Origin of the sequence: Bifidobacterium apousia, assembly GCF_007559275.1 — a bacterium.
Taxonomy (GTDB): Bacteria; Actinomycetota; Actinomycetes; order Actinomycetales; family Bifidobacteriaceae; genus Bombiscardovia; species Bombiscardovia apousia.
The window spans coordinates 302,768-326,101 of record NZ_VMHK01000002.1 but is presented as its reverse complement, the minus strand read 5'-3'; the positions used below and the strand labels follow the sequence as shown (position 1 = coordinate 326,101).

The 23,334-nt window shown below is 62.3% G+C and carries 13 protein-coding genes; 5 read left to right on the top strand and 8 right to left on the bottom strand.

All coding sequences use genetic code 11. The features are described 5' to 3' along the window. Positions 1 to 4: 4 nt before the first annotated feature. The gene (pepN, locus tag FPK30_RS04065) at positions 5 to 2,620 is read right to left on the bottom strand and encodes an aminopeptidase N (protein WP_144085404.1); all 2,616 of its coding nucleotides are present in this window, start codon (positions 2,618 to 2,620) and stop codon (positions 5 to 7) included. A gap of 376 nt (positions 2,621 to 2,996) precedes the next feature. Here pepN and FPK30_RS04060 point away from each other — a divergent pair, with 376 nt between their 5' ends. From FPK30_RS04060 to FPK30_RS04040, 5 genes are all read left to right on the top strand, one after another. Beyond that, the gene (locus FPK30_RS04060; RefSeq protein WP_260804414.1) at positions 2,997 to 4,067 is read left to right on the top strand and encodes a LacI family DNA-binding transcriptional regulator; all 1,071 of its coding nucleotides are present in this window, start codon (positions 2,997 to 2,999) and stop codon (positions 4,065 to 4,067) included. Positions 4,068 to 4,257: 190 nt separating this feature from the next. Further along, the gene (locus tag FPK30_RS04055) at positions 4,258 to 5,559 is read left to right on the top strand and encodes an ABC transporter substrate-binding protein (protein ID WP_260804413.1); all 1,302 of its coding nucleotides are present in this window, start codon (positions 4,258 to 4,260) and stop codon (positions 5,557 to 5,559) included. A gap of 110 nt (positions 5,560 to 5,669) precedes the next feature. Next, positions 5,670 to 6,608, top strand: a complete 939-nt coding sequence (locus FPK30_RS04050) for a carbohydrate ABC transporter permease (protein WP_144085402.1) — start codon at positions 5,670 to 5,672, stop codon at positions 6,606 to 6,608. A gap of 33 nt (positions 6,609 to 6,641) precedes the next feature. Next, a complete protein-coding gene (locus tag FPK30_RS04045) occupies positions 6,642 to 7,526 on the top strand; it encodes a carbohydrate ABC transporter permease (RefSeq protein WP_144085558.1) in 885 nt (294 codons plus the stop codon). Positions 7,527 to 7,730: 204 nt separating this feature from the next. Next, positions 7,731 to 8,798, top strand: a complete 1,068-nt coding sequence (locus FPK30_RS04040) for a 2,3-butanediol dehydrogenase (RefSeq protein ID WP_144085401.1) — start codon at positions 7,731 to 7,733, stop codon at positions 8,796 to 8,798. An 86-nt stretch (positions 8,799 to 8,884) separates the two neighbouring features. On the opposite strand, the gene FPK30_RS04035 is transcribed toward FPK30_RS04040, so the two are convergent. The 7 genes from FPK30_RS04035 to FPK30_RS04005 form a co-directional block, all read right to left on the bottom strand. After that, positions 8,885 to 10,738 (bottom strand): ribonuclease J, encoded by a 1,854-nt coding sequence (locus FPK30_RS04035; protein ID WP_144085400.1) that lies wholly within the window; start codon positions 10,736 to 10,738, stop codon positions 8,885 to 8,887. Between the two features lie 66 nt (positions 10,739 to 10,804). Continuing rightward, entirely contained in the window at positions 10,805 to 11,710 is a 906-nt protein-coding gene (gene dapA / locus FPK30_RS04030; RefSeq protein WP_144085399.1) for a 4-hydroxy-tetrahydrodipicolinate synthase, read from the bottom strand. Positions 11,711 to 11,750: 40 nt separating this feature from the next. Then, positions 11,751 to 12,488, bottom strand: coding sequence for a 4-hydroxy-tetrahydrodipicolinate reductase (gene dapB / locus FPK30_RS04025; RefSeq protein ID WP_144085398.1), 738 nt, complete (start codon positions 12,486 to 12,488; stop codon positions 11,751 to 11,753). A gap of 29 nt (positions 12,489 to 12,517) precedes the next feature. Continuing rightward, complete coding sequence (locus FPK30_RS04020) at positions 12,518 to 13,825, bottom strand: MFS transporter (protein ID WP_101432017.1); 1,308 nt, start codon at positions 13,823 to 13,825, stop codon at positions 12,518 to 12,520. Then, positions 13,812 to 14,504 (bottom strand): GNAT family N-acetyltransferase, encoded by a 693-nt coding sequence (locus FPK30_RS04015; RefSeq protein WP_222102859.1) that lies wholly within the window; start codon positions 14,502 to 14,504, stop codon positions 13,812 to 13,814. The genes FPK30_RS04020 and FPK30_RS04015 overlap by 14 nt, the downstream gene beginning before the upstream one ends. A gap of 175 nt (positions 14,505 to 14,679) precedes the next feature. Beyond that, positions 14,680 to 18,720: an ATP-dependent DNA helicase gene (locus FPK30_RS04010; RefSeq protein ID WP_144085396.1), complete on the bottom strand. Its 4,041-nt coding sequence runs from the start codon at positions 18,718 to 18,720 to the stop codon at positions 14,680 to 14,682. Then, positions 18,717 to 23,192, bottom strand: a complete 4,476-nt coding sequence (locus FPK30_RS04005; RefSeq protein WP_198192000.1) for a PD-(D/E)XK nuclease family protein — start codon at positions 23,190 to 23,192, stop codon at positions 18,717 to 18,719. The genes FPK30_RS04010 and FPK30_RS04005 overlap by 4 nt, the downstream gene beginning before the upstream one ends. Positions 23,193 to 23,334 lie beyond the last annotated feature (142 nt).

Sequence of the window (23,334 nt, the reverse complement as noted above, 5' to 3'; positions counted from 1 at the left end):
GTGTTCAGCGCAGACGCTCGTTGTATTCGCGGACCTTGAGAATGCGCCTGGAGGACTCCGTGTTCTGGATGATCATCCCGCGCAGGGCCTTGGGAGCCTCGGCGTGGTCGGCCAGCCAGGCATCGCCCGCCTTGACCAGGGCGGCCGGATCGGCCTTGGACGGGTAGAGTCCGCCTGCAGACAGGGGGTTGAGCAGGGTCTCCGCGATGTGGAAGGTCTTCTGGGCCCATACCTCGTCCACGGCTGTGAAGAAGCGGTCCACGTAGGGTGTGAAGAGCTCCTGGTCCCCCGAGCCGGAGAAGCCGTCGGCCACAGCTTCGATCTGCGAGTTGGTCAGATCCTCGTTGTGCAGGGCCTGATCCCAGGCCCAGGCCTTGGCCTCAGCCGTCGGGCGGGCGGCCCGGGCGCCCATGGCGAACTCGCGGTTCTCGGTGGTGTCTCGAGCGGCCAGCTCCCGGTCGATCTCGCCGTCAGCCAGCAGGTCGTGGGCGGACAAGGCGTGAATGATCAGCCAGCGGGTGTTGTTGTCGATGGTCAGCCCCTCCAGCTTCAGGTCGCCGCTCAGCAGGCCACGGGCGTGATCCTCGAAGTCGGCATCGTCCCCATAGCCCAGGTAGGCGCGGACCAGCTGGAACTGCTCGTCAGAACCCGGCTGGGCCTTCATGGCCAGATCCCAGAGCGTGCTGGCCACCAGCTGCAGCATGGGCTGGCGGCGACGGGAGGCGGTGAAGTGGTGGGCGGCCGTGGAGATCTGCGACAGGGCGTAGCGGAAGGTGGTGGACTGGTGCTCGGTGGCCAGGGCCTTCAGGCTCAGGCTGATGAAGCGCTCAGCAGGGAACTGCGCATCCCGGGTCATGTCCCACAGGCTGAGCCAGACCACGGCCCGGGCCAGGCGATCCTCGATCCGGTACAGGTTCTGCGTGGCATACTCCAGAGAGTCCCGGTCTAGGCGCAGCTTGGCATAGGTCAGGTCATCGTCGTTGATCAGGATCAGGGCCGGACGCTTCCTGCCAACAGCCTGGGGCACTTCGGCTCCCTGGCCCTCCAGATCCAGCTCGAACCGGTCTGTACGCACCACCTTGCCGGACTGAGCCTCGTCGTAGAAGCCCACAGCCAGACGGTGCGGGCGCAGGACCGGATGCTCCTCGGGGGCGGTCTGGTCGATCCGCATGGCGGTGATGATCCCCTGCTCGTCGGTCTGCACCCGGCTGGTCAGCGTGGTGATGCCGGCCTCCTCAAGCCAGAGCCGGGACCAGTTGCCCAGATCGCGGCCGCTGGTCTTCTCCAGCTCGGTCAGCAGATCCTTCAAGGTGGCATTGCCATGGGCATGAGCCGTCAGATAGTTGTGGATGCCCTGGAAGAAGCGCTCACGGCCCACGTAGGCGACCAGCTGCTTCAAGACGGAACCGCCCTTGGCGTAGGTGATGCCGTCGAAGTTGACCTCGGTGTCGTGCAGGTCGCGGATGGGGGCGACAACAGGATGGGTGGTGGGCAGCTGATCCTCGGTCAGGGCCCAGCTCTTCTCGCCGGAGCAGAAGGTGGCCCAGTCGTCGGTCCACTCAGTGGCCTCGGCAGTGGCCAGGGTCGACATGAACTCGGCGAAGGACTCGTTCAGCCACAGGTCGTTCCACCACTTCATGGTCACCAGGTCGCCGAACCACATGTGGGCCAGCTCGTGCAGGACAGTCTCCACGCGGCGGTTGATCTGGGCACCGGTGGCCTTGGACTCGAAGACGTAGGAGTCGCGGAAGGTGACCAGGCCGATGTTCTCCATGGCGCCCGCATTGTATTCGGGCACGAAGATCTGGTCATATTTGGCCCAGGGGAAGGGCAAGTCCCAGGTCTTGGCGTAGAAGGCGAAGCCCTTCTTGGTCACATCGAAGAGGTATTCGGCGTCCCCGTCCAGGGAGTCCTTCAGCGCCTGGCGGCAGTACAGGCCCATGGGGATGGTCCGCCCATCCTCGTTCTGATACTCGCTGGTCCACTGGGCATAGGGTCCGGCGGCGAAGGCGGTCAGGTAGGAGCTCATGACCGGTGTGGTCTGGAAGACCCAGCGGGTCACGCCTTCGATGCGGCCGCCCTCCAGGGTTCCCTCGGCGGTGCGGCTGTCCAGGTCCTGATGGGAGGCGGGAGGCATGTTGGACAGGACCGTCCAGGACGCCGGGGCGTCCACGGTGAAGTCGAAGACGGCCTTGATGTCCGGCTGGTCGAAGACCGCGTAGACCCTGCGGGCGTCAGGCACCTCGAACTGGGAGTAGAGGTAGACGTTGCCATCCGAGGGGTCCACGCTGCGATGCAGCCCCTCGCCTGTGCGCGAATAACGGCAGAGGGCCTCCACCCGCAGCTGGTTGTGCTCGTGCAGGTCGTTAAGCTCAATCCGGTCGTCCCGGAAGGCCAGGGCCGGGTCCAGGCGCTGGCCGTTGAGCTCGATCAGGCTGACCTGGTCGGCGATCAGATCCACAAAGGTGGGCTCCCCCGGCCGGGCATCAAAGTCGATCAGGGCCGTGGAGGGGAAGGTGGCAGGCCCCTTGGTCAGGTCCAGATTGACCTTGTAGCTGACATTGGATACGACGACGGCTCGCTCTTCGGCTTCCACACGAGTCAAATTTGCTCCAGGCATAGGTTCCTTTCCTTTTATGCGGTTTGTGCCGCTAGGCGTATGGACCGACAAGGGGGCCGAGGCTCCTCCGAGCCAATCACTGCTCATGTAGAACAAGTTTAGCCAACCATGCCGAGCAGGAATCAGCGCATGAGAAACAGGGCTACCTGCTCGGCATCGTCATGAATCGACGCTTTAAATCCATCCAAAGCCACATGCCCCGTGAGGAGCATAGAACCAACCTCGTTTGCCACAGTGCTCTTCTCGACACGTATGTTGGGATCTTTCTATGCCTCAGCCATAAATTGGCTATTTCACGTCAACACAAGCATGATTCTAAGCATATTGACTTGTTACGGAAAGTTATGCTATGGTAACTTGTTGAAACGTTTCGACGATGATCGTAAGCATAAACAACGAGGTGGAGATGCCTGGCATAAAGGATGTGGCTCGACTGGCTGGAGTATCCGTGAGCACAGTCTCGTATGTCTTTTCAGGCAAACGCTCCATTTCTCCAAAAACCGCTGAAAAAGTTCGTCAAGCAGTAGAAGAGCTAGGCTACATCCCGAATGCCAGCGCGCAGCGCCTGCGGGGCGGACATAATCGGATCATTGCTATAAGTGAGCCCATCCGCGATGAAATGAACCAGACCCAATACAATGCGTATTTTCTGGAAACTGCCAAACAGGCTAAGGACGCTGGGTACGACGTACTCATATTGACCAGTGAAGAGGCTGTGATCGACATCCAACGAGTGACGGGCAGCAATCTAGTCGAAGGGGTAATCCTTCTCGACTTGATGCACAACGATCAACGGGCTGCGCTAGCTCATCTGTATAGCAAACCATGTGTGGCCATCGGCTACCCTGTCGAGCATCAGGACTGTGCCTGTATTGACATTGACTTCACTAAAATGGGACAAATGGCCGCGCAAACCCTCTACCGCCTTGGACACCGTACCATCGCCTTTCTCAGGGGTCTGGAAGAGGACTATCAGCGCGGTGCAGGTTACATGATTCTGTTCTACGAAGCACTTCTCAAGGAGACACAAGCTCTAGGTATTACTTTGATCGAATCGGAAAAGGTGGATCATCACAACTTCGATGCTAATCAATTTACCCAAAGGATTATCAATGGTCCAGAACATCCCACAGCCCTTATCAATCAGTCCGGCTCGGATATACTCAATGCCGTTTTGGATTCCATGCAGAATGCCGGAATCTCTATACCAGATGACTGTTCTGTTCTCTCCTGTGGAACCTACTTAGAAAAGGAACTTGTTCATCAGCCCATCAGTGAAATCCCATTTACCCCTGGCAAACTGTGCACTGGAGCCGTCAGCATTTTGCGGAATGCTATCGAGGATAAACGCGATATACGGGGGGCTGTCCGTCTATTTGAACCAGAACTGGTCGATCGTGGTTCCTTGGCCAGTGTTCGGTCCATCACTGAAGGAGGTACAGTATGAAATAATCAATCAGCTCCTTGCATCAACGAGGCAAAGCGATGAAGCTCCTCAGTTTTATAAGTTCCGACCGACATTCACAAGTTTGTGTCCATAAATATCACAATTAGGGAGGTATATTTTTTTGAATCGAAACGTTTCGATCACAGAGTAGTTTTCGTCAAACGCAAAAAGGAAAGTGAAGAATATGAGAATGAAGAAAGCGCTAGCTACTTTATTAGTTGCCGCATCGACGGTAGCGACCTTGGCAGCATGCGGGAGCGGTGGAAGCCAGTCGGAAGAACAAAAGCCTGAGAGCATTTCCTTCTGGCACTATGACAAAGAGACCTCCGCTCAAACCATGGCTTGGAAAGAGGCTGCAGCCGATTTTACGAAGAAGACAGGGGTCAAGGTCAAATTCGAAGTCAAGTCCTTCGCCCAGATCGCACAGAATAGCAGCCAATTCCTGAATTCTGACCAAGCTCCAGACATTATGGAATCCAATAGAGGAAACGGAAGCGCTGGCATGCTCTCCTCCATGGGACTCCTCAGTGACTTGGGTCCCTATGTCAAGAAGTATGGATGGGACAAGAAAGTGACCAAAGCAGATTCCTCCATGGCCAGGTACAACGACAAAGGTGTCATGGACGGCGACACTTGGTACGGTGCCCCCAATTATGCCGAGTACCAGCGCGTCTATTACAACAAGGATCTGTTTGCCAAGCACAACATCAAGGAACCAACTACTCTAGCCGAGTTCGAGGAAGCGTGCCAAAAGTTCAAGGATGCAGGCGTTACACCCATCGCAGCTGATGCCGGTGAGTTCGGCGTGCTCTGGCTCTGGTGGCAGCTGGTCTCCACCAAGGCAGATAAGGGCTTGATTCAAGATTGGCAGATGTATAAGCACCCAGTAAATTGGAAAGATCCAGCCCTGTCCTATGCCACTGAGACTTTGAATGATTGGTTGAACAAAGGATACATCTCCCGTAATGCCACCGGTCTCAAGGCCGAGGACACCACAACTTCCTTCATCAAAGGTGATTACCCGATTTATCAGACCGGCACTTGGAACCAAGGTCGTTTTGTGGAGCAGATTAAGAACTTCGACTGGGATGCCTCTATTCTGCCTGGTTCCAAGTTCGCACAGGGATGCACCGGCAATCTGCTGACTATTCCTGAGAAGAGCAAGCATAAGGAACTGGCCGCTCAGCTGATCGACATTGTCCTGTCCAAAAAAGAGCAGAATGGAATCGCCAAGCATGGTGGAATCCCTGTTGCCGCAGATAACAACAGCATCGACAACCCCAAGAACAAGGCTATGGCCGAAGAGTACGCAAAATTCTCCAAGAAGAATGCACTCTCCTATTACCCTGATTACCCAGCTGCCAATCTGACAGATGCCATGCCTGCCGCCCTTCAGGAGCTTGTCAATGGCACCAAGAACCCGGATCAAACCCTGAACGCCATCAAGGATGCCTATACTTCAGGCGTCAAAGACATGGACGTCAAGGACTAGGCTCCACGCAATCCAATCATTATCTGGGCTGGACGGTGCTTGTCATGTTCGGAAAGCACCGTCCATCCTTCCCAATATTAACTAGCAAATAAGGAGATCGGGAGGCTGCCATGTCCCAAGGCGCTAGCAGTAAACAGTCGACAGCGTCAAGACTGCCCGGCAACAAATCGACCAAGTTCATCCCCTATCTGATTCCAGGGATATTGTCCTTGGCTGTAATCATCATTGTTCCCTTCATCTGGAATATCTATCTCAGCTTTACGCGCTGGCGGGGTGTCGGCCCCGTTCGATTCGTGGGCCTGCACAACTGGCAACGGCTGATCGGTGACGCGACTTTCTGGAAATCGTTCATCAACTCTTTCTGGATCATCGTGGCAATAGTCGTCATTCCCACTATTTTGGGCCTACTTATTTCTTCTGTCCTGACAGATGTGATTCAGAAAAAGTTCAACTCCGGCAGTGCCTCTTTCATCAGGGCGCTTTACTATCTTCCCCAGTTGCTTCCAGTGGCCGTGGCTTCCATCATTATGGGTTGGATCTTCCGGCCGGAGGATGGCGCGTTCAACGCACTCTTACAAAAAATAGGACTTGGCGGTCTCCAGCACAACTGGCTGGGAGACCCAGGCAGCGCATTACCCGTACTCATGTTCATCTTGATCTGGATACAGCTGGGCTACCCAATTGTCATCTTCATGTCCGGGCTGCAGCGCGTTGACCCCGAACTCTACGAAGCCGCCAGCCTAGATGGGGCCAACTGGTGGCAGAAGTTCAGAGTAGTAACCCTCCCATCCATTATCCCAGAACTCCTGGTAGTCATTCTGACCGCCACCATTGGAGCCTTGAAAACCTTCGGGCCAGTCTACCTGCTGACCAAGGGCGGACCCGGCACAAGCACCATTGTGCCTTCCTACTACTCCTACAATCAGTTCTTCCAACTTCATCAAGTGGGTTACGGTGCTGCAATCTCCACAGCCCTGACCATTGTGATTATCGTCTTTTCTATCGTGTTCACCCTGATTCAGGGACGCGTCGAAAAGAACATGGACTAGAGAGGGGAAACCATGACACAAGCAAATGCGGAAATGGTAACCGAACAGTCAGGCTCTACACTTCCAATCACATCCAATGACAAGAAAAGCAAGCATATTCGTAGTTGGGGCAACTGGCTGGCTCTGATCCTCCTTGTTCTGGGCGCGGTCATCATGCTCTTCCCTCTGCTCATCTTGGCCATGAATGCCTTTAAGACCATCGGAGACTATAACGCAACAGGGCCGCTCTCTCTTCCAGCGCACCCGACAATGAGCGGCATCACATCTTTCTGGGTCAGCAGCAACTTCCCCATGAAATTTGTCAACAGCTTGGTTATCTCTCTTGTTGTCGCAGTGATGGGGGTTGTGCTCTCGGTTCTCAACTCGTTCGCCCTGGGCATCGGGCGCGTCAAAGGTAACCGGTGGATCATACTCTTGATTATGCTGGCCAATATGCTGCCTCAAGAGTCCTTGCTCTACCCGCTCTATACCGTCTTTAAAGACATCGGTCTCTATAACACTCAGCTCTCCATAATCATCATTTTCACCGTGATTCAGAGCGCATACGGCACCTATCTTCTCTCGGCGGTATATGGCACTTTCCCACAAGCCATTCTTGAAGCAGCCTCCATAGATGGCGCCAACCGCCGACAGGTGCTGAGCAAGATCGTCCTTCCCATCTCGTGGCCAACCATCAGCGTACTGTTCGTGTTCTTCTTCGTATGGACCTGGAACGAGTACATGATTCCCATGGCTTTCCTCATGGACGACTCAGTGCAAACCGTCCCTCTGGCCTTGGCCACCATTCAGGGACAGCACACCATGGATGCTACTTCCCTGGCTGCAGCTTCATTGCTCAGCATCATCCCGACTATCATCTTCTACGTGATCTTCCAGCGCAAGCTCAACCAAGGGATCGTAGCAGGCGCTGTCAAGTAGACGACGCTTCTTCTGTTGCATTTTGGGACGATCCCTTCATCGGGAACCGTCCCAAAACTCCCCTTACTGCGGCTGCATATCAGCGGTAATATGAGAATCGGGCGGTCTCCAACGAGGGAGCGTCACCCACCCGCAAGGATGTCATGTTGGGTATTCAACTTCGTCCATGCAGGACCTTTACGCATATCAGAGAGGATATACGATATGAAAGCATTGATGTACTACGGCAAGGAAGATGTGCGTCTGGAGGACGTGCCCGAGCCTGAGCTCAAACCCGGGACCATCAAGATCCACCCCGCCTTCACCGGCATTTGCGGTTCCGATGTCCATCTGTACTACGACGGAGCAGTCAACGGCGGAGGCAATTCGCCCGACCATCCCCATCCTCTGACGGGAGAGACCCTGCCGGTGGTTTTCGGCCATGAGATCTCTGGTACCGTCGAGGCCATCGCCGACGACGTGCACACTGACATGAAAGTGGGCGACTCGGTGGTGGTCGAGGCCGAAATCGCCTGCGGCGAATGCCCAGCCTGCAAGGCCGGCAACTACAATGACTGCGACAAGCTGGCCGGCATCGGCATCAATGGAGGCGGCGGCGGACTCAGCGAGCACATCGTGGTTCCGGCAGAGCACGTCTTCCCCGTGGGCGACATCCCTCTGGATCAGGCTGCCATGATCGAGCCCTTCGCCGTGGCTCACCACGCCATCCGCGCCATGGATCCCCACGAAGGACAGACCGCAGTGGTCGGCGGCGCCGGGCCCGTAGGATTGCTCATCGGCACCATCCTGCGGGCGAAGGGAGTCCGGGTGATCATGTCCGAGCTCTCCTCGGCCCGTAAGGAGAAGGCCCTGCAGTCTCATTCGGCCGACATTGTGGTCGATCCCAGCAAGGAGGACCTGGCGGAGCGGGTCCGCCACGAGACCGACGGAGCCGGGGCTGATCTGGCCTTCGATGCAGCTGGAGCCGAACCGGTCGACCACCAGCTTTTGGAGGCCTTGAAGGCCACTGGCGGGCTCATGGTCGTAGCCCTGCATGGCAAGCCCATTACGCTGAACCTGACCAAGGAGCTGGGCTTCGGCGAGAAGTTCATCCGCGGTACTATGGGATACGCCAACGACCATCCTGACGCCATCAAGCTCATCCACGACCGGAACATCGACCTGTCCACCTTCATCACCGATCGGATCAAGGTCGAGGACATCGTGGACAAGGGCTTCCGTCAGCTGCGTGAGGACGCGGAAAACCACGTCAAGATCATCGTGAGCATGTAAGCGCTCCCTTTTACTGATAACACTGAAGGCTCCGGCCGTCCATCTGGGCGACCGGAGCCTTCGGTATCAGTATGCAGGCAGTGGCATCAGTCCTGCGGCTGCACGTCGGTGGCGATGTCGGCCACCACGGGCACGATCATGGGCCGGCGGTGCAGCTTGCGAGAGATCCAGCCGCCCAGGGTGCGGCGCATCATCTGCTGGAGCTGGTAGGTGCCGGTGGTGCCCTTGGCCATGGCATCCTCAAGCTGATCGACAATCTGGGCGTTGATGGACTTGAACTCGCTCTCGTCCTCGGCTACGGCGTTCAGGTAGAGCTTGGGGCCGGAGACAACCTTGCTGGTCTCGGTGTCGACCACGGCGAAGGCGGAGACGAAGCCCTCGGTGCCCAGAATCCGGCGCTGCTCCAGCTCGTCGTCGGTCAGCTGGCCCACGGAGTCGCCGTCCACATAGACGTACCCGCAGGGCACTGATCCGACCACAGCGGCCTGGCCATGGTAGAGATCCACCACGTCGCCGTCCTCGGCCAGCACCACGTTCTGCGGGTCCACGCCGGTCTTGACCGCGATCAGACCGTTGGCCACCAGGTGCCGGTTCTCGCCGTGGATGGGCATGGCGCACTTGGGCTGCACGATGTTGTAGAAGTGGAGCAGTTCGCCCTCGTCGGAGTGGCCGGAGACGTGGATGGCCGCGTTGTCGCGGTTGACCACCTTGGCCCCCAGGCGCACCAGCTTGTTGATGACCTTGTAGACCTCATGCTCATTGCCGGGGATCAGCGAGCTGGCCAGGATGACCGTATCGAACTCATTGATGGTGATGTCGCGGTGGGTTCCGTCGGCGATGCGGCCCAGAGCCGCCATGGGCTCGCCCTGGGAGCCGGTGCACATGTAGACGATCTTCTCGTCCGGGATGCTGTGGGCATCCTTGAGGTCGACCACGGTGTCCTCAGGCAGGTGCAGGTAGCCCAGGTCGGAGGCGATGGACATGTTGCGGACCATGGACCGGCCCGCGAAGACCACCTTGCGGCCGAACTTGTGGGCGGCGTCGACCACCTGCTGCACCCGGTGGACGTGGCTGGAGAAGGAGGCCACGATGATCTTGCGCTGGGCCTCGGCGAAGGCCTTGTCCAGGGCGGGGGCGATGGAGATCTCGGGCTTGACGAAGCCGGGGACCTCGGCATTGGTGGAATCGACCATGAGCAGATCCACGCCGGACTCGCCCAGCTTGGCGAACTCGCGCAGATCGGTCAGCCTGTGATCCAGAGGCAGCGGGTCGATCTTCATGTCGCCGGTGTCGATGATGTGGCCTGCCGGGGTGCGCACGGAGACGGCCAGAGCGTCAGGAATGGAGTGGGTGACCGCAACGAACTCCAGGTTGAAGGGGCCTACCTTGAGCTTGTCGCGGCCCTTGACCTCCACCTCGGTGGGCTTGAGATGGTGCTCTTCGCACTTGGCATCGACGAATCCCAGGGTGAGCTTGGAGCCGATCAGGGGGATGTCCGGACGCAGCTTGAGCAGGTAGGGCACGCCGCCGATATGGTCCTCATGCCCGTGGGTCAGCACCAGGGCATCCACCTGGTCCAACTTGTCCTTGATGTAGCTGAAGTCGGGCAAAATCAGGTCCACGCCCGGCTGCTCCTCCTCGGGGAAGAGCACGCCGCAGTCGATCAGCAGAATGTGGCCGTTGTACTCGATCACATTCATATTGCGGCCGATCTCGCCCAGGCCACCCAGGGGGACGATGCGCATGGAGCCCTTGCGGTACTTTGGGGGCGCCACCAGACGCTGCTCAGTCTGAGTGCCCTTGCCGCGGGCGATGGTGCCATTGCGGCGGCTGCGGGATTCGCCCCGGGACCTGCCTGACCCCTGCTTGCCGTTCTTGGAGGAGGACCGACGATTTCTGCTCTTGCCGGTCGCGTTTGATTCTTCTTGTTTTCTTGCCATTGTCACTTGTGTTTCTATCATCTGTGCCCCTGCCTATACAGGGGCGACGTTGCTTTCAGGACTGATTCAGATCAGCCCCGCGGCCTTCATTCCCTTGCGGGCGAGAGCCACCTGGTCCTCATCGGGACCCAGATTGGGCAGCCTCATGGCCGTCTGATCCAGTCTGCCTGCCACCTTCAGAGCGGCCTTGGCCATGACGGCCTGCTGACCCTGACCGTTCAGAGCCTGGACCAGCGGATCCAGACGTGCGGCCAGTTCCCTTGCGCCATTCAGATCGCCGGCATCAAAGTCGTCGGCCAGACGCTTCATGGGCCCGGATGCCACATGAGCGATGACCGAGATGACGCCGACCGCGCCCAGGGCCAGGAAAGGCAGATAGAGCCCGTCGTCGCCTGAATACCAGGTCAGGCCGGTCTCCTGGCGCTTGCGGGTCATGGAGGCCAGATCGCCCGTGGCATCCTTGACGGCTGCGATCCCATCCAGCTCAGCCAGCCGCCGGTAGGTGTCCAGCTCGACGTGCAGTCCGGTCCGTCCGGGCACATCGTAGAGAATGATCGGTCGCTGAGCCGACTGGCAGACCGAGCGGAAGTGGGCCACCACCCCGTCCTGGGAGGGCCGCGAGTAGTAGGGCATGACCACCAGCAGGGCATCGGCCCCGGCCTCCTGGGTCATCTCCACCATGCGTACCGTGTGTGCTGTGTCATTGGAGCCAGCTCCGGAGATGACGGGCACATCGACAGCATCCTTGACGGCCCTGACCAGGTTGACCTTTTCCTCCATATGGGTGACGGGAGACTCGCCTGTGGTGCCGTTGACCAGAATGCCGTCGGCCCCATCGGCCACCAAGGTGCGGGCCAGATTGGCGGCAGCCTCGTAATCCACGGATCCGTCCTTATTCATAGGCGTGATCATGGCGGGGATCACCCGTCCGAAGGGTGCAGAAGGAAGCAGATGGGTAACGGTCTCAGTCATATCTTCACGCTACTTGCAGATGGGGACGCTCTTGCGAATATCAGAACAGGTAGTGGTCCAAGCCTACGGTCAGTCCGGGGATGCTTCCAGCACGGCGCACGGCCAGGAGAACTCCAGGCATGAAGGAGACACGCTCGAAGCTGTCTGCGCGGATGGTCAGCTGCTCGCCGGGGTTGCCCATGAGCACCTCCTCATGCGCATTGAGTCCCCGCAGCCGGACGGCATGGACATGGACACCGTCAACCACCCGGCCTCTGGAGGGATCAGGTTGTTGGGTCGCGTCGGGCATGGGACCCATCCCAGCCTGACGGCGGGCCTCGGCGATGGCGGAAGCGGTTCCCAGAGCCGTGCCGGAGGGGGCATCGACCTTGTCGGGATGGTGCAGCTCGACCACCTCGGCCGACTCGAAGTAGCGGGCCGCCATGGCTGCAAACCGGTCGGCCAGCACTGCGGAGATGGCGAAGTTGGGAGCAATGAAGACGCTGAGTCCAGGATGCCCGTCCAGGGCCTGCCTGACCTGGTCCAGGCGCTCCTTGGTCCATCCGGTGGTGCCGATGACGGAATGGACCCCCTGCCCTATCAGGGTCAGGGTGTTGCGCAGGACGGCATCGGGGCTGGTGAAGTCGACCGCCACATCCGTATTGCTCGGATTGATGGACGACGGATCGTCATCCGGCCCCAGCAACAGGGCCGTCTGCATATCCTGCGCGTCCTTGAGAGCACGCACCACCTCGGTTCCCATGCGTCCGCCTGCGCCCAGCACCGATACGCGGATCATCGGCTGCCTCCTTCTCGACTGTTCATTCACTATGCATTTTCGGTCTTTTCCACGACCATACCCCTCCTGCGGCTCCTGGCCCAGCCCAGCAGGGCCAGAGGAACAGCGCAGCAGGTGACCACCGCGGGGATGGTCATGCCGCCGTGGGGCCCGAACTGATCCAGGGCGACTCCGGCCAGGGTAGATCCCAGGGAGGTGCCGATGGATCCGCCGGTGGACAGCCAGGAGAGCCCCTCGGTCAGGGCACGGGCATCCACATTCTCGCGTACAATCAGGTTGCCGGTGGCGAAGATGGGCGAGACGCACAGGCCGGTCAGCACCTCAGCCAGACCCAGCAGGACCAGGTTGTCCATGACCAGGCGGAAGACCACGTAGCCCAGGGTCAGCAGCACCAGGAAGGTCGTCAGATAGCGCCAGCGGGATCCTTTGAGCTTGACCGAGCCGAAGATCAGCGCTCCGCAGAGGGAGCCCAGGGCGAACAGGGCCAGCTGCAGGCCTACCGCACCCTCTCGTCCCATGGACTTGGTCAGGGCGGTCACCGAGACGTCCACCGCCGAGAAGCTCATGTTGAAGACGACGAAGATCACCACCAGCAGAAGGATGCCCGGGTAGACCAGAGCCGAACGAGAACCCTGGTGACCGTCAGTGTCGCTTGGCAGGACGTCCCCATGGGCGTCCACCGGGGAATGATCCGCTGCAGACTGGCTGACGGCCTCCATGCGAACGACGGCCGGAGGCTCGGTGGAACGCATGGCGAAGAAGGTCAGCCCGCCGACCAGCAGAGCCAGGGCAGGCAGGTAAAGCTGGGAGACCGGGCTGACCGAGGTGGCCAGGTAGGCGGAGAGGATGGGTCCCAGGATGAAGACGCACTCGTCCAGGCCCGACTCCAGGGCGTAGGCGGTGTTGAGCAGATTGGTCTTGTCGTCGCGCAGCACCCAGGCCCAGCGGGTGCGCACCAGGGCTCCGAAGGCGAACTGGGTCAGGCCCATCAGGGCCGCCAGCACAAAGAGCACCCCCAAGGGAACCCGGCGCATGGCACCCACCGCAAATCCCAGTATGGCCAGGGCCTGCACGAGCAGGGCGGTCACTCCGACCCGACGCTGGCCGAACCGGTCGAACAGACGGGCGTAGAAGGGGGTGACCAGGGCCGCGCAGAGCGTGTAGACGGCGCTCATCAACCCGGCTGAGGTCCAGTTGTCATAGATGTTGTTCAAGGCCAGTACAATGCCCAGACCCATCATGCCCAGGGGCAGGCGGGCCAGGACGGCCGACAGGCAGAAGCCGGCGGCGCCCGGGTAGGTGAACAGGCGCAGGAAGGGGGATTTAGCGGCCGCCATGATCACCGTCCTTGCCCAGCTGGTCGCTCACACGGCCTCCGTAGATGAAGATGTCGTCGATACCCTCGAAGAACTGCGGATCGTCAGAGGGGTCGCGCCCGGCGAAAGCCGCATGGTCCCTCCCCCTGAGCTCGGCCAGCCGCTCCATGCCCTGGTGGTCGTAGAAGCCGACGTCGCAGGAGGAGTCCGTGTGCAGGTAGAAGCGCTCGATCCCCGCCTGGTCCAGATGCTCCAGGGTGTCCCGCCATAGGGCGCCGCCCACGCCTCGTCCCCGGGCACGGCTGGAGACCAGGAAGAGCCTCAGTTCTGCCTGGGGCGGAACAGCCAGACCACACTGCTCCTCCAGCTTGACCTCGGTTTGCTGCCACTGGCGCGCCCGGTCCAGGGTCTGGGCGCCCAAGGTCGTGGCAGACAGCTGCTGATCGACCTGCTCCAGCTCCTCTTCGGCCTGAGGGAAGCACAGTTCGCCACGCCCCTCAGCAAGCAGGGTCACCCCCAGAAAATCCTGCCCATCGACAGCTATCCGGGCCCTGGTGGCGCCCACCAGGTAGTGCAGGATGAAGTGGGCAGCGCTCAGCCGGGACACGGTGCCCTCGGGATCCTCCTGCACCTTCCAAGTAGCGTCGAAAGTCCCCACCAGGTCGGGCATATCCGCCCAGACCATAGGTCGTATCGCCACGCTCCCCCTCCGCCGGGAGGCCTGGTCGTGAATACTGGACGTTGTCATCTGTCTCATTGCTCCATTCGGGCGTGCCCGGCCCAACGACGGCACTTGGCCGTCTGCCGATCGCCTGCTGTTCATGATTGCTGATGCGCGGCACCCATCGCCTTATCTGGCGGGGTCTGCCGCAGACTCAGTCCTCGTCCGACTGCTCGGGTATGCCCTCGGCCAGGGATGCGAGAATTTCTTCTTCGGTCCTGGCACGGGCCCTGATGAGTCGATCCTGGGGCCGGTCTTCGCTTACATAATAAAGGCAGGCGTCGATGGTCGACAGGCCGATACCCTCCAAGCGTGACAGGAGCAGCCGGTAGAAGTCCAGCTGGACCAGACGGCGCTTGGTCGACTCCTCTCCGCGCGGTCGGGCTCCGGTCTTCCAGTCCACGATGCTGTAGCGCAGGTCCGTGCGTTCAGGGTCCAGTCCGCCGGCAAAGACCGCGTCCAGCTTGCCCTTGACGATTTGGCCTGCCAGCACCGCCACGATGGGCCGTTCCACCCAGACAGGAGTGCGATGGGCCCAGTCAGACTCGGCCAGCCGCTGTTCCCAGGTCAGCAGACGGGCCTGCACGGGGTCGGCCTGGGGGTCCAGGGACTCCCGCTCCTGGTCAAGCTCAGCCAGCATGCGGGCCCGCTCGGCCATGGCTCCGGGACCCAGCGGACCATCGAGCAGATTCGGTGCTTCCGCCTGATCGGGCAGGTCCACCAGTCCTTCAGGGGCGGAGATATCGGGCAGGATGAAGCGCCTGGCCCAGTCGTGGAAGCGGGTGCCCGCCTCGGCCTGCGGGGAGGCCACCTGAGGTATGGGTCTGACCAGCCCCTGCCAGTAATCCCTCTCCATCTTGGGATCGCCCCCTGCCGAGCCGGCCTGGATGGCGGTGACGCTGCTAGCCCCATGCCCCAGGATCCGACGGCCGGTGCGCCGCAGCAGATCCAGGTCCGTGAGCAGCTGGTCGTCAGCTACCCCCAGGCGGCCGGTGCTGACCTGCAGGACGCGGACCGCATTGGCGTAGAGCCCGTCATCGCCCTCCTCATCAATTACGGGATCGCCGGGTTGCCCGGCGCGCACCCAGGCGGCCGAACGATTCAGGGCTTCACGAGTGCGCACACTCAGCACCGGCGGCCAAAGCGCCTGGTCACGCTGACCGTCTCGAGCAGCGACCTGATCCACCTGATCCAGCGCACGGTCGACGATGGCCTGACGGTAGGACTGGGCATGCTCGCCGACAAAGAGCCCCAAGGGCGGCGTTGGCTGGCCCTCCTGGGCATCCTCTGCCTGCTCCAGCTTGACCGCATCAGGCTCTTCCTGGAAGAGCTCCACCAGCTCGCTCCAAAAGTTGGAGGCCTTATCCGGGTCCGGAGCCGGGGTATTCAGGGCCGCCGACTCTGCCTGGGAATCCTGGCTGAAGGTCAGCAGCAGATCATGCCGGGCCCTGGTCGCCGCCACATAGATCAGCCGTCGCTCGTCGTCCAGCAGCCGACGGCCGTACTGTTCGCGCTGAGAGGGGGCGATGGCATCGGCCCTGACCGGGCGGGCCTGGTCGTCCAGCCCGCTCTCCCGAGACAGGCCCATGGCCTCCTCCTCCAGACCCGCCAGATCCAGACGACCCAGCAGATCCTCAGGGTCAGCTCCCAAGGGAGCGTCGTGAGGAAAGCGAGGCAGGATCATGGCATCAGCCCGCACCGGCACCGGCACAGACTCGGGATCGACCAGCCAGGTACGGGCCGTGCAGCTGTACTGGTAGACCGGGCCGTCCGGGGATTGGACCACCGGCTTGTCCAAGGCGGGCTTGACCGCGAGCCGGTCGCCCTGGCTGCTGGGGAAGGCTCCCCGCTTGAGCCCGACCACCGCCACGGCATCCCACTCCAGTCCCTTGGCCTGATGGACGGTCATCAGGACCACGTCAGCCTGCCGGTCGTCCCCATCAGCGGGCATTTCGGGGCTCTGGTCCAGGGAGGACAGCCAGGAAACGAACCCGCGCAGGCTGGGCCCCAGACCCTGTGGCAGCTCGGACAGGTAGACATCCACTTGGTCCAGCAGGGCCTGGATGCCCGCCTTGGCCTGACTGGGCTCCAGAGGCCGTTCAGGATTGGCCAGGGAGCGGGCCAGCACCAGGTCCGCGTCCAGATCCAAGGCACGGATGGCGGCGATGACCACCTGGCGCAGGGGGGCCGATGACTCGGCCTGGACCTGGCAGATGACCCGGGCGGCCTCGGCGGCCAGGACCCGCCCCCTGGCGGATAGGCCTGAGCCCTTCAAGAGGTCTGGCAGATCGTCGCGCAGCAGCAGGTCCACCAGGAAGACATCGTTGGGAACCTGGTCACGGTAACGGTGCAGATCCTCGCGACGGCGGCGCGGGTCGGGGTCGGACTCGACCAGGCCGGCCCTAACCAGGGCCCGGTACTGGCTGTCCTCATTGACCTTGGCGGCCAGGGAGGCAAGAGCGCTCAGGTCGGCCGCGTCCATGCCGAACCGGGCCGAGGCCAGTAGACGCATCAGGGAATCGCTGTCGGTGTGGTCGCAGACCAGGGAGAGCAGGGCTCTAAGGTCCATGACCTCGGGCCGGTCGAAGAGGGAGGAGTACCCGACGACCTGGCAGCTCAGCCCAGCAGCCTCCAGGGCCTGGCGGTACCTGGGCAGGGCGGCCTTGGAACGGAAGAGAACAGCCACGTGCGGCGCATCGCCGTGATTGCCATAGAGCTCGCGTGCCTTGAGGGCGAACCTGACCACGCCGTCGATCTCCTGTCCGCCGGTGCTGTAGCCCAGGAGGCCCACGGTGCCCGAGTCGGCGTCCTCACGGGGACGGAGCCTGGCCACGTCCACCTCGCGGAGTTCCGCTTCGGACCGGCTCCCCTGGTCCCGGTGGCGCAGGGGAACGGTCAGCTGATTGGCGGCCTTGAGCACCCAGCTGGAGTTGCGGAAGGTGCGCGACAGAGTCAGCGGGTCCTGGTCCTGCGAGCGCCCAAAGGCGGTCACTCCAGACAAGGGACCGCTGCCGGATGCGGGCCGGTCGGCCAGCATGCCGAACTGGGCCTGGAAGGTGCGGAAGGCCCCGGGGCTGGCCCCGCGCCAGGCATAGATGGACTGGAAGGGGTCGCCCACGGCGGTCACGGCCGACCTGCCGGGAGCCTGGTCCGCACTCCCCTGATCCTCCTGCCGATTCTGTGGATGGAAGATAGCCGCCAGCAGCAGGGCCTGGGTGGTGGAGGTGTCCTGGTATTCGTCCAGAAAGACGTGGCTGTAGCGGCGTCGCAGCTGGGCGCTGATGGAGGGGAAACGCTCGACCAGCTGGAAGGCGGCCAGGGTGAAGTCGCCGAACTCGGCCATGTTGGCCTGCCTCTTGGCACGCTGGTAGTCCTGGACCAGGGTCAGCAGCTTCTCGCGTGTCAGAACCGCCCGTCGCATGGCATCCACCCGGTAGAGGCGAATGCTCTGCCGCTTGTCTTGGAAGGCCTTGATTTTACCTTGATAGTGCTCGTCGGTCTCTTTCTTGCTGCGCTTGGGCGGCGTCTGGCTGGCTCTGGGCTCGGCGGCCGGCACGGGCTGGTCGCCGATGAGCTGGTCCGCACGATCCACAAAGGCGCGGTCCCAGGCACGGATCCGTTCCACAGCCTGGTCGAAATCAGGGCAGTCGCTGCTGATCATGGAGGTGGTCACCGCCCCGGTCAGCCCCAGGACCCGGTTGACGGTGGTCGAGAAGGTCGCGGAGCCCAGGTCGTCGGATTGGCCATCCTGCGCCGAGGAACCAGCGGGAAAGATCAGATCCAGATGGTCAGCGACCACCTGGGAGGCCAGCTGATAGGCCCCTGCCGAACTCAGGGGACGGGTGTCCTGGTCCATGCCCACCAGCAGGCCATACTGGCGCACGATGGACTGGAAAAAGGCATCATAGGTGGACACGGTCGGCTTGAGGAAGTTGCGTTCGGGATCCACGGCCGAGGCGCCTCTGCCCTGGTCGCGTCGAATGACCGCCGCCCCCACCCTGGATTGAAGTTCGGAGGCGGCCTTGCGGGTGAAGGTCAGCCCTAGAATCTGCTCGGAGGGCACGCCCCGACGGATCAGGGCAATGATCCGGCTGGTCATGGTCATGGTCTTGCCCGAGCCGGCCCCAGCCACTACCAGAAGATCCTCATTGACATCCGCATCGACGATGGCGGACTGTTCGGCAGTCTGCTTCATTCCTGATCCTCCAGTAGATTGGGCGCCACCAGTTGCCATGCCTGACATTCCTGACCATTGCCGGCCCGATGACAGCGGGCCGGATCGAAGACCGCGTCATCCCGGCCAGCCGTCAGCTTGACCCCGGCGGCGAAAAAGACCCTGGCTATCATGGTCAGCCCCCATACAGCCTGGGAGGAGACCCTGGCTGCTCGAACCATGGCCCACAGGTCCGCATCCACCCCGGGCGGCACCTGATCAGGCAGGTCCGTGGGTTCGGCCTTGGACTTGAGCGGGGAGGGCATGCCGGTTCTCGGTTGAGCGACAGTGACCAGCCTGTCACGCTCGAACAGGGGCGGCTGGTAGGCCATCTCCTCCCGGCGCAGCCCCGTTTGCGCATCCTTGGGCGGGGCCTGCAGCTGCAGGAGCAGGGACTGGCTCAGCTTCATCCCCTCGGTCCTCTCCAGGTCGGGGGCCTGCGACAGGCTCCAGGCCGCCCCCACCTCCGGACTGCTGCCGGGCGTGGGCGGGAAGGCCAGTCCCAGCTGATAGCAGACCAGCTGCAGGTCGTTGAAGAGCTGCCCCTGGGTATAGGGGACTCTGCCGGTCTTGTAGTCCACCAGCCGCAGACGGATGCCCTCGGGTAGGGACCTGACCTCTAGACGGTCGATGCGGCCGGTCAGCCTGACCGTTGTCCTGGCATCCAGGGCTGTGGGGAAGCCGTCGACCAGGCCGGACATCAGGGCGAAGAGCCCGTCGGCATCCAAAGGCCTGTCAGGGAAGGTGGCCTTCCAAAGTGGGACCAGGTCCTCCACGGACAGGCTGACGTCGAAGGACCGCTCGCTCTGGACCCCCAGCAGGTCGCCGACCGGGACCGGGCTCCTGCCCTCCACACCGTATTCGGAATCCGAGGAGCGGACGAAATAAGAGGCCAGGTTGTCCAGGATGGACTCCACCCGGCTGCTGCGGCCGCGCTGGTCATAGAGCTCGTCAGGGTCCCGCAGGCGCTGTTCCTGGGGAGCCAGTTCCTGATAGATGTCCAGGAGCGCATCCCGCACCTGCTGCTGGCGGACATCTGGATCGCCCTGGCCAGGGCGATCCAGACCCTGGGCTGTGCCCTCGCTGGCCACCTTGTGAATCAGCGAGCCGAACTCCGTAGGCACCCTGGATGGGGAGGGGCCGGAGAACTGGTCTCCTAGGGCCCACTCCAGGGGGCAGTTCCAGATGGCATCGACCGCCGAGGGCGAAAGGAGGACCACCTGGCGGTCGGACCGGCGTTCATGGCGATGGTCACGGTCGTGGGTCCGATCCGATCGCTCAGCCTGCCCGGCGGCAACAGGTGCGGGCCGAGAAGCACGGTCCCTTTCAGCAACCGATGCGACGCCTGAGGCGGCGGCCTGTGCAGTATGAACTTCTTCCTCCGAGGCCGGCTCAGCAGCGCCATCCTGGCCATAGTCATAGAGGAAGGGCCAATGCCTGGGATCGGCCGAATCCTGGCCCTGGTCGGCCAGCAGCCGCAGGGCTTGCACGGCATCGTCCACTCGCTCACGGTCGACCTGATCTTCCGGGAGCAGCGCTTGAACAGCCAGGATGGACCGGGCGGCCGCCGTCAGGCCCCTGGCAGACACCTCCAGCCCTCCGTAGCGCTCACTGCCGCCTGAGCCAGCGCCGACCATGCTGAACTCGGCCTGGCTCATATCGGCGGTGTGCGGATAACGTTCGGGCAGGTAGCCGTAGAGGAAGTCCGAAGGAACCAGGTCATCGTTCCAGACCGCGCTGATGCGCACCTGGGTCTGGGCCCGGGTCAGCGCCTCCAGGAAGCCCTTCTTCTCGGCATAGAGGATGGAGCGCAGGGCAGGATCATGGCTGAGCGTGTCCGCCAGGGGGTCGCCGATGCGGTCGTGCAGAACCAGGTCGGCCAGCTCCTCGGCGCCGAACATGGTGTCGCGGGGAATCAGATTGGGCCAGACCCCGTCCTGGACGGCGGGCAGCCAGACCAGGGGCCAGTCGGTGGCCAGGGCGGCGGCACCGGCTGGTGTGGTCAGGGTGACGGCGTGCTCGATGGGCCCGATCCGCGCCAGGGAATCGGCCTCGATCTGCATGGTGCGCACCTGATCCATGAAAGCCTCGACCGTGGGGAAACGACGGGAGCCAGCCGCGTACTGGAAGAGCCGCATGAGCGCGTCCAGACGGTCGTTGGCCTCCTCCCCCTCCTGGGTGGCCATCAGGGCCCGCCGCTGCCAGTCGTCGGCCAGGTTCAGGCTCCGCCAGGCCTCCCAGAGCACGTATTGGGGCTGACGGTCCTCCAGGGCGCTGATACGGGTGGCCGTCAGGCGCAGAACCTGCAGGGCCTTGTCCAGGGCTTGTACGTCAGGATCCTCACGGCGGCCTCCGGCGATGGCGGTCATGGCCTCCAGAATGATTCCCGAGGATCGGTCATCCGGGTCCAGCACCAGCAGGGTCTCCAGGGCCTGAACAGACAGAAGGGCTGGCCGTTGAGCATCCCGGTCGCCCAGATCCACCGGCTGGTCGGGGGCCGAGGAAGTGGAGAAGGGGCCGGACCCGCCCCCTGGCTCGACGGAATCGTGCCTGGCCAGCAGGGAATCGTCGACGCTGATGCCGGATGAACGCTCTTGTTGAGCCCGCCGCTCGGCCAGATCCTCGACCCAGGTCTGCCAGGCCTGTCCTAGGAGCGGCAGGTCGTCCAAGGAGCCTGATGAGTCCGGATGGCTCCCCTGTTGGCCGGACAAGGGGGCCAAGGCGGCCATGGTCTCCATGATGGACTCCAGGCGTTCCATCCTGACGGGACGCTCTTGACGAGCGGCTGTGGCGGGAACTCGGAAGAGCGGGCCAGCCATCAGGGTGCGCAGGCGCGAACGGATCCAGGCGGCCACCTGGTCAGGATCGTCCGGGTCGCTTCCGGCGGTGCCAGGGTCCAGCACCGATTGGGCCAGCTCGACCAGGGCGAAGAGACCCTGGATGGCGGGCTCCTGGCTGAGCGGACGGGTCACCGAGGAGAAGCGCACCGGCACGCCCTGGACGCGCAGCTTGCGGCCCAGGGTGCGCAGGGTCATGTTGTCGTGGGCGATGACGGCCATGTCGTTCCAGTCACGCTCGTTGGCCAGAAACTCATGTTTGATCTGCCAAACCAGGTCATCGTCCTCCTGGTCAGGGGAGTGGAAGAGCCTGGTCTGCACGCTGCCGTCGTGAATAAGACTGTCGCCGGCGGTCAGGGGCGCCACCGGGCCGGCGCCGGGCCAGGCGGGCAGCTTGCCGGGTCTGTCGGGCAGAGGGGTGTCGTTCTCCTCAACCCCAGCGATGCCCAGGCTGACCCTGGCAGCCACCAGATCGGCGTAAGAGCCCTGGACGCTTTCGGCATGCTCTGCGGCCGCTTCAGGAACCACCATCCTCCGGGGTTTCAGGGTCACGGTGGCAGCGCCCAGGCAGGCGAAGTCCTGGGCCAGAAGGGGGGCGGCGACGCCTGGCATGGGCTTGGACAGGGCCGTCAGGCGAGTGGCCAGAAACTCAGGATAGGAGCCGCGGAAGGACTGGACCGACTGATCGGGGTTGCCCACCAGAAGGAGTCGGCAGCCAGCCTGGTTCAAGCCCTGCAAGAGGCCCATCCCGGCCAGGGTGATGTCCTGCCAGTCGTCTACGACCAGCAGGTCAGGCAGATCGCCATCAGCCAGCCCGCCTAGGCTGCGGGAGGCTTCGACCATGAGCATGGAGGGATCCAGACGGAATTCGTCCGGGTAGCTCTCGGTGATGCTCTGGCGGTATTCGTCCTCCAGGGCGAAGGCCAGCCGCCACTGCAGGCCCAGCCGGTCGCGACGGTCAGGATCCATGGGCTGTACGGCCAAGGCATCCAGAAGCTGGTCCCGGTCACCCCTGTCCAGGCCTAATTCCGTCATGCGGGCGAACATGTCCCGCAGCTGGGCGATGAACCTGTCGGCGACCCCTACGACCCGTCCTTGACCGTCGCCGACCAGGACGGCCGACCAGCCTGCCCCGTTGCGGAAGTAGCGTTCCAGGAGTCGGCAGACCGCACAGTCATCCCCGGCCTGTACATGCTCCAGATGGACGGTCATGACCTGCCTGAGCAGGGCATCCTCTTCGGCGCCGTTCAGCAGTCTGGGCAGGAGTGGATCGTGGCCTCCCTGGGCCAGCCTGGACCGTGTCAGCATACGGAAGGCCAGAGCCTGCAGGGTGCCCACAGGTCGGGTGCGGTCGGCGCTGCCCCTCTCCAGAATGACCTGGCGGCTGACCTGGTCGGCAGCGGTCCGACCTGATACGGCCATGCTGGCACCGTCACCGAACCGTTCCATGCCTGCCAGCAGGGCCTGGGTGGCCAGCCTGGTCTTGCCGCTGCGGGGAGGACCAGCCACCACCAGGACCCGGGTGGGCCGACCCTCCTCGTTCTGGAGCCGATCGCCGATAAGGGCGCGGACCGGTTCCATGGCCTCTTGCGGATCCACCGGTGGCTGCTTGCTCATAGCTACAAGAATAGGGTCCGGCATGGTCCATCTACAGGCCCCGGAACCAGCTGATCCGGAACCGTCCGCAAGAGGCTCAATCGATGCCTGATCGGGAACGGCGTGCTGTTATCGTGGATTACAGTTCTCAGGCAGTCCCCAG

What these genes read in the sequence shown, in the direction of transcription:
- FPK30_RS04055 (WP_260804413.1), top strand. Translation starts at nt 4,258, where the DNA reads ATGAAGAAAGCGCTAGCTACTTTATTAGTTGCCGCATCGACGGTAGCG.
- dapB (WP_144085398.1), bottom strand. Translation starts at nt 12,488, where the DNA reads ATGATCCGCGTATCGGTGCTGGGCGCAGGCGGACGCATGGGAACCGAG.
- FPK30_RS04035 (WP_144085400.1), bottom strand. Translation starts at nt 10,738, where the DNA reads ATGGCAAGAAAACAAGAAGAATCAAACGCGACCGGCAAGAGCAGAAAT.
- FPK30_RS04045 (WP_144085558.1), top strand. Translation starts at nt 6,642, where the DNA reads ATGGTAACCGAACAGTCAGGCTCTACACTTCCAATCACATCCAATGAC.
- FPK30_RS04040 (WP_144085401.1), top strand. Translation starts at nt 7,731, where the DNA reads ATGAAAGCATTGATGTACTACGGCAAGGAAGATGTGCGTCTGGAGGAC.
- FPK30_RS04060 (WP_260804414.1), top strand. Translation starts at nt 2,997, where the DNA reads ATGATCGTAAGCATAAACAACGAGGTGGAGATGCCTGGCATAAAGGAT.
- FPK30_RS04005 (WP_198192000.1), bottom strand. Translation starts at nt 23,192, where the DNA reads ATGAGCAAGCAGCCACCGGTGGATCCGCAAGAGGCCATGGAACCGGTC.
- FPK30_RS04020 (WP_101432017.1), bottom strand. Translation starts at nt 13,825, where the DNA reads ATGGCGGCCGCTAAATCCCCCTTCCTGCGCCTGTTCACCTACCCGGGC.
- FPK30_RS04050 (WP_144085402.1), top strand. Translation starts at nt 5,670, where the DNA reads ATGTCCCAAGGCGCTAGCAGTAAACAGTCGACAGCGTCAAGACTGCCC.
- pepN (WP_144085404.1), bottom strand. Translation starts at nt 2,620, where the DNA reads ATGCCTGGAGCAAATTTGACTCGTGTGGAAGCCGAAGAGCGAGCCGTC.
- dapA (WP_144085399.1), bottom strand. Translation starts at nt 11,710, where the DNA reads ATGACTGAGACCGTTACCCATCTGCTTCCTTCTGCACCCTTCGGACGG.
- FPK30_RS04010 (WP_144085396.1), bottom strand. Translation starts at nt 18,720, where the DNA reads ATGAAGCAGACTGCCGAACAGTCCGCCATCGTCGATGCGGATGTCAAT.